The sequence below is a fragment of the Pontibacter populi genome (assembly GCF_019336435.1).
GTDB lineage: Bacteria > Bacteroidota > Bacteroidia > Cytophagales > Hymenobacteraceae > Pontibacter > Pontibacter humidus.
The window spans coordinates 220,860-236,857 of record NZ_JAHWXQ010000001.1; the positions used below are offsets into that span (position 1 = coordinate 220,860).

Annotated in this window: 13 protein-coding genes and 2 tRNA genes; 8 read left to right on the forward strand and 7 right to left on the reverse strand. The window is 45.0% G+C overall.

What is annotated here, in order from left to right:
* Positions 1-156 precede the first annotated feature (156 nt).
* The 3 genes from KYK27_RS00905 (at position 157) to KYK27_RS00915 (ending at position 3,339) form a co-directional block, all read left to right on the forward strand.
* Entirely contained in the window at positions 157-918 is a 762-nt protein-coding gene (locus KYK27_RS00905) for an ABC transporter ATP-binding protein (RefSeq protein WP_199108193.1), read from the forward strand.
* Positions 919-1,003: 85 nt separating this feature from the next.
* The gene (locus KYK27_RS00910) at positions 1,004-2,362 is read left to right on the forward strand and encodes a hypothetical protein (protein WP_199108194.1); all 1,359 of its coding nucleotides are present in this window, start codon (positions 1,004-1,006) and stop codon (positions 2,360-2,362) included.
* A gap of 170 nt (positions 2,363-2,532) precedes the next feature.
* A complete protein-coding gene (locus KYK27_RS00915; RefSeq protein ID WP_199108195.1) occupies positions 2,533-3,339 on the forward strand; it encodes an SDR family oxidoreductase in 807 nt (268 codons plus the stop codon).
* 90 nt (positions 3,340-3,429) lie between these two features.
* On the opposite strand, the gene KYK27_RS00920 is transcribed toward KYK27_RS00915, so the two are convergent.
* Entirely contained in the window at positions 3,430-4,122 is a 693-nt protein-coding gene (locus tag KYK27_RS00920) for an SH3 domain-containing protein (protein ID WP_233150195.1), read from the reverse strand.
* A gap of 116 nt (positions 4,123-4,238) precedes the next feature.
* On the opposite strand from KYK27_RS00920, the gene KYK27_RS00925 reads away from it, so the two are divergent.
* Together KYK27_RS00925 and KYK27_RS00930 are read left to right on the forward strand one after the other, a co-directional pair.
* Positions 4,239-4,311: transfer RNA gene (locus KYK27_RS00925), tRNA-Lys, on the forward strand.
* 150 nt (positions 4,312-4,461) lie between these two features.
* A tRNA-Lys gene (locus tag KYK27_RS00930) sits at positions 4,462-4,534 on the forward strand.
* An 874-nt stretch (positions 4,535-5,408) separates the two neighbouring features.
* On the opposite strand, the gene KYK27_RS00935 is transcribed toward KYK27_RS00930, so the two are convergent.
* From KYK27_RS00935 to fabG, 3 genes are all read right to left on the reverse strand, one after another.
* The gene (locus KYK27_RS00935) at positions 5,409-7,490 is read right to left on the reverse strand and encodes a VWA domain-containing protein (RefSeq protein ID WP_199108197.1); all 2,082 of its coding nucleotides are present in this window, start codon (positions 7,488-7,490) and stop codon (positions 5,409-5,411) included.
* Positions 7,491-7,519: 29 nt separating this feature from the next.
* Entirely contained in the window at positions 7,520-8,029 is a 510-nt protein-coding gene (locus KYK27_RS00940) for a hypothetical protein (RefSeq protein ID WP_199108198.1), read from the reverse strand.
* Between the two features lie 152 nt (positions 8,030-8,181).
* Positions 8,182-8,928, reverse strand: coding sequence for a 3-oxoacyl-[acyl-carrier-protein] reductase (fabG, locus tag KYK27_RS00945; RefSeq protein WP_199108199.1), 747 nt, complete (start codon positions 8,926-8,928; stop codon positions 8,182-8,184).
* 277 nt (positions 8,929-9,205) lie between these two features.
* On the opposite strand from fabG, the gene KYK27_RS00950 reads away from it, so the two are divergent.
* The 3 genes from KYK27_RS00950 (at position 9,206) to KYK27_RS00960 (ending at position 12,354) form a co-directional block, all read left to right on the forward strand.
* Positions 9,206-10,531, forward strand: coding sequence for a peptidoglycan DD-metalloendopeptidase family protein (locus tag KYK27_RS00950; RefSeq protein ID WP_199108200.1), 1,326 nt, complete (start codon positions 9,206-9,208; stop codon positions 10,529-10,531).
* 259 nt (positions 10,532-10,790) lie between these two features.
* On the forward strand, positions 10,791-11,816 hold the full coding sequence (gene thiL, locus KYK27_RS00955) for a thiamine-phosphate kinase (protein WP_199108202.1): 1,026 nt from the start codon (positions 10,791-10,793) through the stop codon (positions 11,814-11,816).
* Between the two features lie 181 nt (positions 11,817-11,997).
* Positions 11,998-12,354 (forward strand): endonuclease domain-containing protein, encoded by a 357-nt coding sequence (locus KYK27_RS00960; protein ID WP_199108203.1) that lies wholly within the window; start codon positions 11,998-12,000, stop codon positions 12,352-12,354.
* A 111-nt stretch (positions 12,355-12,465) separates the two neighbouring features.
* On the opposite strand, the gene KYK27_RS00965 is transcribed toward KYK27_RS00960, so the two are convergent.
* From KYK27_RS00965 to pepE, 3 genes are all read right to left on the reverse strand, one after another.
* Positions 12,466-12,834: a hypothetical protein gene (locus KYK27_RS00965; RefSeq protein WP_199108204.1), complete on the reverse strand. Its 369-nt coding sequence runs from the start codon at positions 12,832-12,834 to the stop codon at positions 12,466-12,468.
* 6 nt (positions 12,835-12,840) lie between these two features.
* On the reverse strand, positions 12,841-14,253 hold the full coding sequence (rlmD, locus tag KYK27_RS00970) for a 23S rRNA (uracil(1939)-C(5))-methyltransferase RlmD (RefSeq protein ID WP_199109176.1): 1,413 nt from the start codon (positions 14,251-14,253) through the stop codon (positions 12,841-12,843).
* A gap of 930 nt (positions 14,254-15,183) precedes the next feature.
* Positions 15,184-15,903, reverse strand: a complete 720-nt coding sequence (gene pepE / locus KYK27_RS00975; RefSeq protein ID WP_199108205.1) for a dipeptidase PepE — start codon at positions 15,901-15,903, stop codon at positions 15,184-15,186.
* Positions 15,904-15,998: the final 95 nt, after the last annotated feature.

A 15,998-nucleotide genomic window follows, 5' to 3' on the forward strand; every position in this document is an offset into this window, starting at 1 on the left:
AAATCAAGCACACAGTTTATCAGGGTGTTTCATAAATAAAAGTTCGGCAGCAACACGTCGTAATGTTAGGACTTTTCAGAGGCAGTACGTAACTTTAAAGCGGAACCATTGCACGGATCTCCGAAGTAGCACAAAGGTAAAAGTACAAAAGAACATATGAGTATAGCGATAAAAGGATTAACTAAAGCATTTGGCAAGAAGCAGGTGCTGCAGGAACTGGACCTGACTATAGAGAGCGGTCAATGCTATTGTTTGTTAGGCAAAAACGGGGTTGGTAAAAGTACTTTCCTGAATGCTATACTCGATCTGATTCAGCCGGATAAAGGCTCGGTTGAACTATACGGCAAAGGCTACAGCGATAATCACCTGGCTGTAAAGCAAAACCTGGGCGCTTTGTGCGAAGATAACCCGCTGATAGAAGAATTTACCGGCCTCGAATACCTGAACTTTGTATCTAAACTATACAACCTGCCAACCGCAGAGGCTGAAGAGCGCATAAAAAGCCTGACCAACTATTTCTTTACAGACCAGGAGTCGCTGCACAAAAACATTGCGGGCTACTCTACTGGCATGAAGAAAAAGATTGGCATTGTGGCTGCCATCCTGCACAAACCACAGGTTTTAATACTGGACGAACCATTTACCGGCCTCGACCCTATTGCAGCGCAATTGCTGGTAAAACTGATCCGCAGCTATTCTACTCCTAACCGCGTAGTGCTGATCTCATCGCATGACCTGAACTATGTAGAGCGCATTGCCACACACATTGGCGTATTAAACGACGGCCAGCTGATGTACAACGGCTCGCTGCAGGAGTTTACCATGAACGGCGAAAACCTGATAGACCAGGCGCTTTTCCAGTTGCTTACCCCGCACCACCAAACCGCCGAAGCCGACTTCGAGTGGATGTTGAATTAAGTTAGAAAGTTTAGAAGTTAAAAGTTAGAAAGTAAATTATACTTCTAACTCGTAATTCGAGACTCGTAACTCATAACTCAAATAAATGGATTTAGTACTGTTCTCGCTTAGGGCAAGGCTTAACGGATTTTTCAGACAGAATAAACTACAGCGTGTACTGCTGCTGGGCGGTGGCATTGTGTTGTCAGGTTTTTATGGCTGGTTGTTTTCGTACATGCTGGAGCAGGCGCAGAACGGTGGCGACACAAGCGTTACTGAAGTAATCCGGTATATTAACCTGTTTGTGCTGGGCATTACAATTATCCGTGGCTTTTTTCCGGCGTATGTACCTAAACTGGACCTTATCCCGCGTCTTTATCCTATAAAACCACTAAAACGTTTCTGGGTAGAATTACCGGTCGAGCTTTTCTCTCCGTTTAACTTTGTGCTGGTTAACTTCCTGTTTTTACTCTTTATCCTGTCGCCGAGCTATACGTTTATGTATCTGTTGCAGAGCATAATTGTGTTACTGACAGCGCATGTTACCAAGCGGTCGTTACAGGTGTTGGTAGAACGTAAAATGCGCTGGCTGCACCTGAATTTTATTTCTGCGGCTGTGCTGGCTGCTGCTTTTGTGGCGCTGCAGGCAAGGTTACCAATGTATATCCCCGCAAATGGCTGGATGGAGCTGGTTGTGCATTTAGCATCTTTAGGTGCTTTCCTGGGGGCCAACTATTTCCTGGAACTGGCTGCCATGGAGCCTAAACGCAAGGTAGTAAACTATAGCCACAACAAACATCGCAGCCTGAGCTGGCGCTTATTTAAAAACTCGAAGCAGGCCCGTCAGCTATTACTTTTCGGCATTGCGCTTAAGCTTATCATTCTAGCTGCCGATGCTGCTGTATTTACGGCAAAAGGCATTCATATATACGACAAGAACTTAACGATCTGGATCTTTTTTGGCCCGGCCATCATCTACAGTTATGTATTTAATAATGTGTGGGGATTTTACAAGAACCTGTGGTTAACGGTAGAGCGCACAAGTGGCAGCGCTAAAGATTTCTTTAAAGCCAGCCTTATTCCGTTGCGTGTCCCGTTGCTGATAGATGCTGCGCTGCTAGCTGCTTATATCGCTTTCTTTAACCACGAAGATGCTGTTTTCCTGGTGTTGATGTATGCTGCTTCGGTATTGGTACTTACACCGCTTGGTATACTTGCTTCGTTTGTTAGCCCTAAGGTTGTTAAGGGCAGCATGATGAGCTTCAGTGCTAAAACATCATACCTGTATAACATGCTGTCGCTGCTGCTGGTAGGCTTACTACTGTTGCCATTGTTGCATCCGTTGCTGTATATATTATACCCTGTGTTGATAGCTGTTGCTGTATTTGCCATGATAGCTGTGCTACGGGAAAGCCGACGGTATAAATATGAGCTTTTCGGTAAGCTGTTTAAGGTAGACGCCTAACTATAAATTATAAAAAGAGCCCCTGCAGAAACAGCAGGGGCTCTTTTCGTTTACAGCTAACTGTGTTTAAACTATAGCATAACCCCAAACTATAGTTGGCGGATTATTCTATCCATCTATCCTGAAAATCTTATTTATCTTTGCAACTATAGCCAGAGCATAGAATTAAAATGAAAGATAAAGTAGTATTGATCACGGGTGGTACTTCGGGTATTGGCAAGGCATGTGCATTTGCATTTGGCAAAGCCGGTGCTAAAGTAGCTGTATCGGGCCGTAACCAACAGAACCTGGACCAGACAAGCCAGGAACTGAGCGCAGCCGGAATTAAAAATGTAGCCATTAACGCCGATGTAAGCAAAGAAGCTGACTGCCTGCGCATGGTACAGGAAACGGTAGATCGCTTTGGTAAACTGGATGTGTTGATCAATAATGCCGGTATTTCGATGCGCGCTCTTTTTGAGGACCTGGACCTGGACGTGATCCGCAAGGTGATGGACATTAACTTCTGGGGTACGGTGTATACGACCAAGTTTGCTCTGCCTTACATTATGGCTGCCAGAGGCTCTGTTATCGGTATTTCATCTATAGCCGGTTACCGTGGATTGCCTGCCCGTACCGGTTACTCAGCCTCTAAATTTGCCATGCACGGCTTCCTGGAAACACTTCGCACCGAGATGCTGCACAAAGGAGTTCATGTGCTAATTGCCTGCCCTGGTTTTACAGCGTCAAATATCCGCAATACGGCATTGGCAGCGAACGGCCAGCAACAAGGCGAATCGCCGCGCGACGAAGGAAATATGATGACAGCTGAAGAAGTAGCAGACCAGATACTGAAAGCAACTATAAAGCGCAAACGTGACCTTGTGATGACGTTCCAGGGCAAACTTACTGTATTCCTTAACAAGTGGCTGCCCGGCCTTACAGATAAGCTTGTATACAATGTAATGGCTAAAGAGAAGGATTCGCCACTGAAATAGATTGCGACGAAAGACAGTTTGACAAAGGACAAAAGATGTGGTTTTAAATCAACGTCTTTTGTCCTTTGTCATTAAGTCCTTCATCATAAATCAAGGCAACTGGAGTAGGTTATTCTTACGGATATAGGCGGTCTCCCCTTTCCATTTTATCTCGTACCAGATATCCTTTTCGCCGGTAACGGGCACTTTGTGGCCCTGCGAAACGGTGGCAACCCAGTTTGCGCCCGCCGAAGGTGCCGACATAATGGCGACCTGGTCGTTTTTAATGATTCCCCCGCGGCCCAGGTTCAGGAAATTGATGTAGTAGAGTATGAACAGCAGGTACAGCACAAAGCCGGTTTTGAAGGTACCGGTAAACTTATGCCCTTTCCGCCAGCTTACCACCATAACGGTTACGGTTACCACGGCAGCAAGCAGCATCAGCTCCAGAATACGCATATAGTACTTGCTGAATTGGGTTTTGAAGAACTGCAGGTCGTTGTATTCATAGCCACTCAGGCGATGTGCCTGTGCCAGTTCCTCCATCTTTTTAAGTACCGACCGGCTGGGTTGCTTGGTATAGAACAGGTGCAGGTAATACATAGCGCCGGTGTAATCGCGCAGGCCTTCTTTAATATAGGCCATCTTCAACAACATTTGCGGAGAGTAACGCTGCTCTTTTTCCAGGATTTGCTCGTATAAAGTTAGCGCTTCGGTATAATGCTGCCGCTGAAACAAAGAATCTGCTTTGGCATATGTAATTTTATGTTCCTGACTATAAGCTGGTTTAAAAAACGAGAGCAAAAAAACGACTAAAAAGACAGATATTTTAAAACAAAGATTTTGCATTTAACCAGATTGCTGTTACTTTTGCATCGCAATTAAGGGGAACGTCCCTTAGCAATGCAAGTTAATAAAAAGATTCTGTAGCTCAGCTGGTAGAGCAATACACTTTTAATGTATGGGTCCTGGGTTCGAATCCCAGCGGGATCACAAAAAATGCGAGAGCCTTTTCTGAACGAGAAGGCTTTTCGTTTCTAATACATCAGCAGGATGTGTTAAAATAAAAATATAGAATTTAGTTTGATATTCTAAACTAAGATTCTAATTTTGCACTCCCATTTAAGGGAAACAAGTAGTACCGATTCTGTAGCTCAGCTGGTAGAGCAATACACTTTTAATGTATGGGTCCTGGGTTCGAATCCCAGCGGGATCACAAGATAGAAAGCCACTCCTAACCGAGTGGCTTTTTTGTTTTTAACTGTTTGTATTCTCTGGTTAGGTTGACCTACACATTCTCCTCTCAAAAGACTTTCTGTTGGTGCTATAGTGGGAGGTAAAGTTTTATAATTGGTGTAATCCAATCACCCTAGCCCCATCCTTATCTAAGGCGGGGAGCTTTTCACTACTCTACTTTCCGTTATCGTTTTATAGTTGCAGTATTAACCCACCCCTACCCCTCCCAAGAGGGGAGTTTCGGCTATTGCTTAGTTTGAGCTACAGTTGTATAGTCCGCGTGATAACACCACAGTAACCCCCTCAAGGGGACAATTGCTGCTACTGCCTTTACGTTCTGTCATTTCGACTAGCGGGAGAAATCTGAATTAGCTAAAATACAGCCCACGAGCAGGACAGGTTTACCTGCCCCTTAGAAACTATAAACAAGATAAGGCTACAGAACTATAGCTTATCAAGTAAGCTATAGTTTTGCTATCGAATTGATCTCAGTCTTTGGGTTGAGCGCCTTTTGATTTGTTGCGGTGCCGTCAGGCAATCCGAGGCACGAGGATAGCAAGAAAGCAGCAGCGCGATGCCCGAAGACGGGCCTCCCGGCCATGAGGGCACCAAAGTCAACTATAGAACAGTAGGTGAGTAAAGCTCCCAGGATTAAAGTAACTGTAAAAGAAAAGGCTCGGTTAGAGTAGTAGAAAAGTAAACTATCAGCTGAGATAGATTTCTCACTGCGTTCGAAATGACAAAGAAGCACTTTAAGATTCGTAAGATCTCTCGATCGACGCTTGGCATGATAACTATAGATAACTGTAGCTCAAACGCTAGCAGGAGCTGCGCACACTGCTAGGTCTACTGCATCAATAACTCCCATTATACTTCCTTACAAACCACTCTACAGTAATCAAAACCAACAATACAAAGAACAGCCACTTCATATCTACAATATCCCGGATATCTTCAGTGCTGTCGATAATTGGTTTATAATTGGCTTTTAGAATATCCTGCTCCAGCTGATCTAGTGTACCGGGGAAGTATAGGTTAGATCCGGTATTGCTGGCGAGTTGGTAAAGCAGGTTATGGTCGGCTACAGCGTGTAAAGCTTCGAGTTGCAGTTCTTCCACTATAAACTCACCCTTATCCTGCTGCAATGCTCCATTTATGCGGGCAGTAGCTGAGTAGGTATAGCGCCCGCCGGGTAAGGTTCCGATATTTACGCCCGCCTGGTTCTCTCCGTTAGCAAACGTGAACGACTTTGTCTGCCCTGCTTCGTCTGTTATCTTCAAAGTAATGTTCTGCCCGTAGATCGGCTCTAAGGCTTCGTTGTAGGCTTCGGCTTCAAAACTGATTTCATCGTTGCTGGTGTAGTCGTTTTGGGAAGGGTAAACGTTCAGGCGCTTCTTGTTGCGTGGCGCACTTAGCAGCTGTACCAGGTTTGTGATGAGCTTATCATACACAACAGGATTCTGGTTATTGGCCGCCTCAGCAATGCGCCATTGCCAGGTTCCGGAAGCAAGCAAGGTAGCATTACGGGTGTTGCCGGCTGTTTGTATGGTTAGTAATGGTTTAGTAGTTTTTACGCGGCCAACCTGCTGGTATAGTACGGTCTCAGTGTTTGGTGCCAGTTGGTAATCCCCGAAAGGTACAGAGGCAGGCGGGTATTGCTGCAACCGCTCTGATGCTTCGTCAGCCACTTTAAACGTGCTGAAATTCGGGTTGATAGCGGTAGTTACTTCGTCTGCTTGTCCGGTTGTACTAACTCTTACACCGGCATTTAATTTATTGAAATCCTGTATATCGCTTTGCGGGCCCAGAATATAAAGGCTCGGAATATTTTTCTGCCGCACTAATCGCAGCGCAGCGTCACCACCGGCTGTTCTGCCTGGCAACTGGTGCAGAATAGCTACATCATAATCCAGCTGTTTCAGCTGCGTTAAACCGGGTATAAACAGTTCGGTTTCGTAGTTCTCGTTGGTTTCGATGGCGGCTCGCAGGGCATTAATATCCGGGTGTGGAGCAGCGGCGGCAATCAGTATTTTTATCTTGCCTTTTACTACATCAATATAAGCATGTTTGGTGTTGTTGATAGCTGTAAACTCCCCTTGCTGCGGCATCACCTCCACTTCGTAATGGCGTTTACCCAAGCCACCCGCCATCACCTGGAACGGCACCTGCTGTACAGCCTGCCCTTTTTTTAGAGCTATAGTTTTATGGTCAATGGGTTTGCCATTTTCTTTCAACGTAACTGCTACTGTCTGACCATCAAAACCGCGTTGTTCCAACTCCGCTTCCAGCGGAAAACGATTGCCACTATAGGTTACTTTATTGTAACGCAACGATGCCAGCACAATATCCTTTTTAGTAACGGTATCGCCGACTGCTACTGGGTAAATGCTATAGTTATAGTTGGCGTAAGTTGGTGAGATTCCCTGGTTTACAATACCGTCGGAGAGCAACACGACACCTGCCAGGTTCTGGTTACTATAGTCGTTGCGGATGTTTTGCAACAGCTGACTCAGGTTGGTTACTGGTGATGTAAACTGTAGTTGTTCGAGTGTTTGCGGTTTGGTGGTATCGCTAAGGGTTCGTATTTCAGTTTCGTAGCCGGCGTCCTGAAGTTTGGAAACTATAGTTTGCAGTTTCGCCTGTGCCTGCTGCAGTTGCGCAGAGTCAGAGAATAACTTTACGGACTGCGAGTTATCCATCGCAAAAACTATAGTTGGCTTTATAGTTGTGTTGGATATATAACGCACCATCGGCCCCAGCAACAGGAAGCACAAAAAGCTCACTACCAGGAACCGTACCGCCGCTAAACTATAGTTGATCTGCTTAGGCCACGGCGCACGCTTGCTATACAGTAGCCACGCATACAGCGCGCCCACAGCCAGACAGGCAACTATAAGCCAGGGAGAATAAGTGGTTATAAGTCGGAAACTGTTCAAATTGATAACTATGAATTATGAATGCTGAGTTAGGAATGCTTGTACGGCTGCTCGTTAAAATCAACGCGCCCGAATTTAATTTTTGTACCAATAATATCAACAGATTTAATAGACCCGGTTATTGTTACGCTGCTCGAGTTATAGTTTACAGTGGTCAGGCCCGGGCCAAACCAAATAGCAAACCACTTTAAATACCAATTAGTGGATTCAAGCATTACTTCTTCAACTTGCTCTGCAACTATACGCATGCCGTTCTTTTGCAGCACCGCAACAACCCAACCTGCTACCAGCGCCGGATCATCAATAGCCGTAATGGTAAACGTTTGCTTACGGGCAGTGTAGGTACCAACAATAGCATTTATACTTGGATAAAGCGCAAATAGCAACCCAACTGACTGCAGGTAATCTTTCACCGGGGATCCGAAATCAAAGATCAGGTAACAAGCCACCACTGGAATCAGCATCAACCCGAGGTTAAAACCAAATAATTTAATGAAAGTCTTTAGCCTAGGGTGATCAGTATAAGTCTGGATCTTCATGAGCTGATATAGTTATGTTGGTCGCATAATTCCAACTCAATATAAAACAAAAAGACCAATGCTGCTAACGATGACGTTAGCAGCATTGGTCTTTCTATAGTTATCACGAATCAGAAATTAATTCAGAATTCGTAATTCATCATTCCTAATTCTTAGGTCAGCATACCGCCATCTACCTGCAACACCTGGCCGGTAATGTAGGATGATTGGTCAGAAGCCAGGAACACAGCACAGTTTGCTACATCTTCCGGGGTACCGCCACGCTTTAACGGAATTGCCTTTCTCCACTCATCTACTACTTTCTGGTCCAGCTCGCCGGTCATTTCGGTTTCGATAAAGCCTGGAGCAATAGCGTTGCAGCGAATATTACGTGAGCCCAGCTCCAGCGCAACTGATTTTGTAAAGCCAATGCTACCAGCTTTAGAAGCCGCATAGTTTGCTTGGCCCGCGTTGCCTTTAATACCTACCACCGATGTAATATTGATGATAGAGCCATACTTGGCGCGCATCATGTGCTTGGTGGCACCCTTGGTCAGGTTAAAAACAGACTTCAGATTGGTGTTGATCACCGCATCCCACTGGTCCTCGGTCATGCGCATCAGCAATCCGTCGCGGGTAATACCTGCGTTGTTTACCAGGATATCGATCTTGCCGAAATCAGCTACCACATCTTCGATCAGTTTATCAGCCTGCGCGATGTCAGAAGCATCGGAGCGATAGCCTTTTGCTTTTCCACCGTTGGCAGTCAGCTCCTGCTCCAGGGCCTGGCCTTTTTCAACACTTGATAAATAGGTAAATGCTACCTGCGCGCCTTCTTCCACAAATTTCTGTGCAATGGCACGACCTATTCCTTTTGATGCCCCGGTTACCAGAGCTATTTTTCCTTCTAATGCTTTCATAAGCTCCAAAGTTATAAAAGATTTTTTAATGGAATGTCACCACTTCCGAGAAGGCCTTTAAAAGAACCTTAAATTACTGAACTATAGCTACATAGCAAAACAACTACATAAGTATAGTGCAATCAGACTTTACAACAAGTACAACTTAAATACCATATCTACTATATAAAAATTCATTGTAACTCATTTATAATCTGATTATTGTATTGCCAGTAATTTTTATTTCTATGGTTTAAGCCATATTTTCGTATCGATTTTTCAACCAAAGGCCACAGTAATGTTCAAACGTAGTATCGGATTAGCTATCTTGGTAGCTGTATCCCTGCTCGTGTTTTTCACGGTAGTTCAAAACCTGACTTTCGAGAAAGCCAGTGCTCACAGTAAACCAAACCCGGTAGCCAAGTCTGCCCCGGAACCCAACGTAAAAGCGCCTGCTCCCATCGTTTACGGCATTCCAACCGACTCCCTGGAGATTGTAGAAGCTACTGTCAAGCGTGGCGAAAACCTCTCGGAAATACTTGACAACTATAACGTTTCGCTGACTACCATTTCGGACCTGGCTAAAAAATCGAAACCTGTATTTAATGTGCGTCGCATTAGTGCCAACCGCAACTATACCATTCTGCACCTGCCCGACTCCGGCAAAACCGCCCAGTATTTTATTTATGAGCCCAGCGAAACCGAGTATGTGATCTATGACCTTCGGAAAGAACTGAATGTAACGCTGGAGAAACGCAAAATTGATACCGTTGAAAGAGCCATTGCAGGCATTATACAGAACTCATTGTTTGTGGCACTAACCGAGGCGGGTGGTTCAGCGCAACTGGTAAACCACTTTGCCGACATTTATGCCTGGCGACTTGATCTGAATCGCCTGCAGCCCGGCGATAAGTTTAAACTGATCTATGACGAACATGTGGTGAATGGCAAAACGATCGGTTTCGGGAAGATAAAGTCAGCTTATTTCGAGCACGAAGGCAAGGAACTATACGCCATCGGTTTTGACCAAGGCAAAGGCATGGGCTATTACGACCAGGAAGGAAAAAGCCTGAAGAGAGCTTTCCTGCGTGAGCCACTGGAGTTTAGCCGTATCAGTTCCCGTTTCACGAAAAGCCGTTTCCACCCGGTGCAAAAACGCTACAAACCACACCTGGGTACCGACTTTGCAGCCCGTTCCGGCACCCCGATCCGTACGGTTGGCGATGGTGTGGTTTTAGAAGCAAAATATACCCGTGGTAATGGCTACTATGTAAAGATCAAACACAATAAAACTTACACCACGCAATACCTGCACATGTCGAGGTTCGCGAAAGGCATGCGCGCGGGCAAACGTGTAAAACAAGGCCAGACGATTGGCTATGTTGGCAGCACCGGCCTTGCAACAGGTCCGCACCTATGTTACCGCTTCTGGAAAAATGGCAAACAGGTAGATGCGCTGAGAGTTAAATTACCATCTGCCGACCCGGTTAAAAAAAGCAAGCTGGATGAGTTTGAACAACTGAAAGAAGCAACTATAAACCAGATGCAGGCCATTAATTTTGATGGCAGCCAGCAACAGGAACTACTGGCCTCGGACAAACAGGAACTTCAAAAAGGAGCTTAGTTAAGATTGTTATAGTGAAACACAGGAAGGGCGCAGCTTATAGTTGCGCTTTTCCTGTTTTAACTATAGTGCGAGCGTCCTCGCTCGTGATGAACTATAGTTGGGTCCTGCCCTACTTGAATTACCAACTCAGCTTTATAGTAAGACACGGGTTGTAAAGCTATACCAGCAATTTGAAAATGAAACAGCCCTACACGTAACGGCACAGTTTCTTACTTATATTTCGTAATTTTGCAGCCAATCCATTTAAGATAGAACTATGAGCGAACTAACCCCACTAAGCGAAGTAGGCGAGTTTGGACTGATCAGACGCATAAAAGAGCATGTGGTTTTGCAACATGCCTCAACTATAAAAGGTATCGGCGACGATGCTGCAGTGTTAGAGCCGGAAGAAAAGCAGTTGGTCGTTACTAGCGATATGCTGCTGGAAGGCGTACATTTCGACCTTACATTCTGCCCGTTAAAACACTTGGGTTATAAAGCTGTAGCCGTTAACGTGTCGGATATTGCTGCCATGAACGCCAAGCCTACCCAGATTACGGTGAATATTGCCGTTGGTGCACGCTACACTGTGGAAGCTATAGATGAACTATACGAAGGCATCAGGCTGGCCTGCGAGAACTATAAAGTTGATCTGGTTGGCGGTGACACAACCTCATCCAGAGCCGGATTGGTAATAAGCATTACAGCCATTGGCGAAGTAGCGAAAGGCGAAGCAGTATTACGCAGCGGTGCCAAAGTAAACGACCTGATCTGTTTAACCGGCGACATTGGCGCTGCTTACATGGGTCTGCAGATACTCGAACGCGAAAAGCAAGCGTTCATGGCTGACCCTGAGATGCAACCTGAACTGGAAAAACATGAATACATAGTTGGCCGTCAGCTGCGTCCGGAAGCCCGCATGGATGTGATTCACGAACTGAAAGAGCTTAATATTAAACCAACTTCCATGATTGATGTGTCGGATGGGTTGGCTTCGGAGTTGATGCATATTTGTTCGCAGTCTGGGGTAGGTGCTACCATTTACCGCGAAAACCTGCCTGCCGACGAACAGATGCTGGAAGCTGCCATGGAGTTTAACCTGGACCCGGTTATGTGTATGCTGAATGGCGGCGAGGACTATGAATTGCTCTTTACTGTTCCGCTTTCAGATTACGACAAATTAAAGAACCACCCGGATATCAGCATCATCGGTAAAATAACTGAAGCCGGCGATGGCATTAATATGGCTAACAAGCACGGCCAGTCATTCCCGTTAAAAGCCCAGGGCTGGTCACATTTTTAAATCTTTAGGCTTGTTCGACTTACGACAAAAGAGAGGAGTTATTTTAGCTTCTCTCTTTTGTGTTTTATAGTTGCCGTGCATCCAACCACCCCTATCCCTCCTTATCCAAGGAGGGGAGTTTACTTTTTACTCTTCTCTCATGTTTTCGTTAAGGTTAATTGTTCATTAACTAATCAACTAAATGGAGATACATAACCGAAAATATTTAAAGGCGAAAAGACAGAAATTAAGAGGAAATCTGACACCAGCAGAAGCTGAGTTATGGAAGTATTTAAAAGACGGAAAACTAGATTGTCGCAAATTCAGACGGCAACATAGCATAGACAACTTTATTGTTGACTTTTATTGCCCTTCAGAGAATTTAGTAATTGAGTTAGACGGACAAGTTCACAATCAGCCTACTATAAATGAAGCAGATTTTGAACGAGACAAGAAATTATCTGAATTAGGATTAACAGTTCTTAGATTTGAAAATAAAGAAGTCTTTCAAAATCTTCAGGCAGTCCTTCATGAAATCAGCAGTAACTTCAGTAAATAAAGACTCCCCTCCTTGGATAAGGAGGGGTAGGGGTGGTTGGCCTACAGCAACTATAAAACAAGAAAGGAGAAACTACTATAGCCTCTCCTTTCCTATTTAATTATAAAAACCTTAATCTTCCGGGTAAGGAATGAACACGAAATTCTGAAAATCGCCGTCTACAACGAACAGACAACAGAATTCATCAGGGTCTTTGTAAGCGGCTTTAAAGTCTTCTATACGATCTTCCAAGACCAGCTGGCGATGCATAAAATCTTCCAGGTACGATGCGTTAATGTTCCACTCTAAAGCCAGTTCTTCTTTAGCCAGAAAGTTAGAGCCAACCGGCACTTGAGTACGGCTAAACACAAAGATCGGGTACTTGGAAATCTGGCGTTTGCGCACCTGGTAAGATGCTTCTCTCAACGTCTCGGACACCACTACAAAATCCTTCGAGATGGTACCCAGGTATTTACCGTTTAATTCCGGATCGTTTTCCATGGTTGCTTATTTTGCAGTTAGTAAAACTATATTTTCGACGTGGTGCGTCTGCGGGAACATGTCCACAGGCTGCACACGCGTTACATCATATTTTTCTGATAATAGCTCCAGGTCGCGGGCCTGGGTTGCCGGGTTACAGCTTACATAAACTATACGGTCAGCATGTACCTGCAGTAATTTCTCAATCACATCAGGGTGCATACCAGCACGCGGCGGGTCAGTGATCACTACTTCCGGCCTGCCATGTTGAGCGATCAGCTCATCCGACAGTATGTCTTTCATATCACCAGCATAGAAGGTAGTATTCGTAATATTGTTTAGCTCCGAGTTGATTTTGGCATCCTCAATAGCACTTGGCACATACTCGATACCAATTACTTCGCGGGCCTGGCGGGCAACAAAGTTAGCTATAGTTCCGGCACCAGTGTAAAGGTCATAAACCAGCTCGTTGCCGGTTAAGCCTGCAAACTCGCGGGTAAGGCGGTATAGTTCGTATGCCTGGTCGGCATTGGTCTGGTAAAATGACTTGGGCCCCACCTGGAAACGAATATCTTCCATCTGCTCGTAAATATAAGGCTGGCCCTTGTAGCAGATCACTTCCTGATCGTGGAAAGTATCGTTCATTTTAGGGTTTACCACATATTGCAGGGAGGTTATCTCCGGGAACTTCGCATACAGATCGTCCAGTATCCCGAAAATAGCTTCTTCATCGTTATGTTTCACCAAAAGGATTACCATCAGATCGCCGGTATTGGCTGTACGAACGATAAGATTGCGCAGAAAACCGGTTTGCTTTACCGCATCGTAATATTCATATCCTTTTGCACGGGTATAATCGCGCACAGCCAGGCGAACAGCATTAGATGGATCGGGCTGCAGGTAACAGTGCTGTATGTCAAGTATCTTATCGAAACGGCCTGGCATGTGGAAGCCTAACGCATTACGGTTATAGTTCTCACCGGACTTTATCTGCTCGTTGGTAAGCCAACCGAAGCTCGAGAACGTAAACTCCAGCTTATTCCGGTAAAATTTGTCCTGCTTAGAACCAAGTATCGGGTCGAATTTTGGAAGTACAACTTTACCAATCCGCTCCAGGTTATCTTTTACCTGTTTCTCTTTATAGTATAGTTGCGTATCATAGCCGATGTGCTGCCATTTGCAACCACCGCAAATCCCGAAATGCTCACAAAATGGCTGCACACGCAAATCAGAATATTCTCTGAATTGCACAGGAACGGCTTCCATAAAGCTTTTCTTCTTTTTGGTTATGCGCAGGTCTACAACGTCGCCGGGAGCCACGCCGCCCACAAAAATAACCATGTTGTTATGGCGCGCCAGGCATTTGCCTTCGGCCACCATCTCCTCTATCCGTATATTTTCGAGTATCTCGAATGTCTTTTGCTTCTTATTTCTCACGATGCTGCAAAATTAGCTATTTTTTGGGATTTAGCTTTTGGATTCTCAAAACCGTTGAATTCATAGTTTTTTTTATTGTAGGCTGTGAATTATCATTCTGAATATTTTTTATGCTAGTCGAAAAGACACAGCGTCGCTATGAGGGATCTTATATGTCTTATAGTTTCTCTTTTGTCATTTCGACCTTAGGAGAAATCTGGATTCTATAGTTGTCTATAGTGCAATCGGAACCAAGCCTTTCTTTCAAATTTTCCCTAATCCTGGGAGCTCTACATATCTATAGTTTCAATCTAGCTTTGGTGCACTCATGGCCGGGAGGCCTCGTCTTCGGGCATCGCGCTGCTGCTTTCTTGCTATCCTCGTGCCTCGGATTGCCTGACGGCAACGCAACAAAGCAAAGGCGCTCCACCCAAAGACTGTGATCAGTTCGATAGCTATAGTTCTTCTATAGTTTGAACCTGCTCGCTCCGAGATTTATCGTGGTGATAGTTCCGAGGGGACAGGTAAACCTGTCCAGATCATGGACTATAACTATAGAACTATAGTTTGGAAATTGGCAATAGCAGCAATTGTCCCCTTGAGGGGACAACATGGGTATTAAAACGGCAACTATAGAACTACACCTCAAACTATAGCACCAGCCTAAATTCCCCTCTTGGGAGGGGGTAGGGGTGGATTAATTACGTCAACTATAGCACAATAGCCACCACCACTACTTTTACCTGTCCCTGCCGGGCCAGTTGAGTTACAAACTCAACAACATAGTAAGACACGGGTTACAAACCCGCGCCAGCTGAAAAACAAATGCTATAAAACTATAGCAAGAAACTCAATCCTTAAAATCCTTTAATCCTGTAAATCCTGATTCAGACAAAACAAAAAAAGACAGCTACCTCAGCAGCTGTCTTTATCTATTCTTAACTTAAAACCTTACTAGTAAGCCTCCAGCAGGAAAGTAATATCATCAGACGGAGCAAATTCCATTGGTTTCTGACCTTGCAGAAAAACACGTGCTGTTAGTGGGCCCAATAACCTAATTTTATCGCTTTCTACTCGTAACATGCTGCCTTCGCGCAAACCAACTACCGGCTGACGGTTATGGCCATGAAATTCCAGGATGCGGGTTTCGCGGCTCTCGCCCATGTGTGTGGAATCCGGAAGCGGATCCAGGTAATGCGGGTTGATGTTGAAAGGCACCAGTTCCAGGGCATCCAGCGTTTTAGGGTGCACAATTGGCATATCGTTAGTGGTACCTATCGTTTTGCCGGCTACGTTTGTTCCGGCACTGGTTCCGATATAAGGCATTCCTTTGCGGGCTCTCTCCTTCAGCGGATCTACCAGTTTGTTGGCGTATAGTTGCTTTAGCAGCAGGAACGTATTGCCGCCACCTATAAATACAGCCTCCGCTTCTTGCACAGCTTTTACCGGGTTGTCATATTCATGCACGCCGGTTACGCTTATCCCCCACTTCTCAAAAGCTTCGCGGGCTTTGGCAGTATAATCTTTGTGAGATATACCATTAGGGCGGGCATAAGGAATAAACAGGATGCTGCTCTTTCCTTTCAATAACTCTTTTATCTCTGTTTCGGCATGTTCCAGGTAACCGGTGCCGTGTGTAGTTGATGTGCTGATCAATAATAAATTTCTGCTCATACTTCAAAAGTATAGAATTTGCATGAGCTATAGTATACTTCCCCCAACTTTTGGCAGATCGCTACTTGTTGATTGCTGAAGGTTATATTGTTAAA

Bases quoted from the DNA above. Each gene is read 5' to 3' on its own strand.
- KYK27_RS00905 (WP_199108193.1), top strand. From the start codon at position 157: ATGAGTATAGCGATAAAAGGATTAACTAAAGCATTTGGCAAGAAGCAG.
- KYK27_RS00910 (WP_199108194.1), top strand. From the start codon at position 1,004: ATGGATTTAGTACTGTTCTCGCTTAGGGCAAGGCTTAACGGATTTTTC.
- KYK27_RS00915 (WP_199108195.1), top strand. From the start codon at position 2,533: ATGAAAGATAAAGTAGTATTGATCACGGGTGGTACTTCGGGTATTGGC.
- KYK27_RS00940 (WP_199108198.1), bottom strand. From the start codon at position 8,029: ATGAAGATCCAGACTTATACTGATCACCCTAGGCTAAAGACTTTCATT.
- fabG (WP_199108199.1), bottom strand. From the start codon at position 8,928: ATGAAAGCATTAGAAGGAAAAATAGCTCTGGTAACCGGGGCATCAAAA.
- KYK27_RS00950 (WP_199108200.1), top strand. From the start codon at position 9,206: ATGTTCAAACGTAGTATCGGATTAGCTATCTTGGTAGCTGTATCCCTG.
- thiL (WP_199108202.1), top strand. From the start codon at position 10,791: ATGAGCGAACTAACCCCACTAAGCGAAGTAGGCGAGTTTGGACTGATC.
- KYK27_RS00960 (WP_199108203.1), top strand. From the start codon at position 11,998: ATGGAGATACATAACCGAAAATATTTAAAGGCGAAAAGACAGAAATTA.
- KYK27_RS00965 (WP_199108204.1), bottom strand. From the start codon at position 12,834: ATGGAAAACGATCCGGAATTAAACGGTAAATACCTGGGTACCATCTCG.
- pepE (WP_199108205.1), bottom strand. From the start codon at position 15,903: ATGAGCAGAAATTTATTATTGATCAGCACATCAACTACACACGGCACC.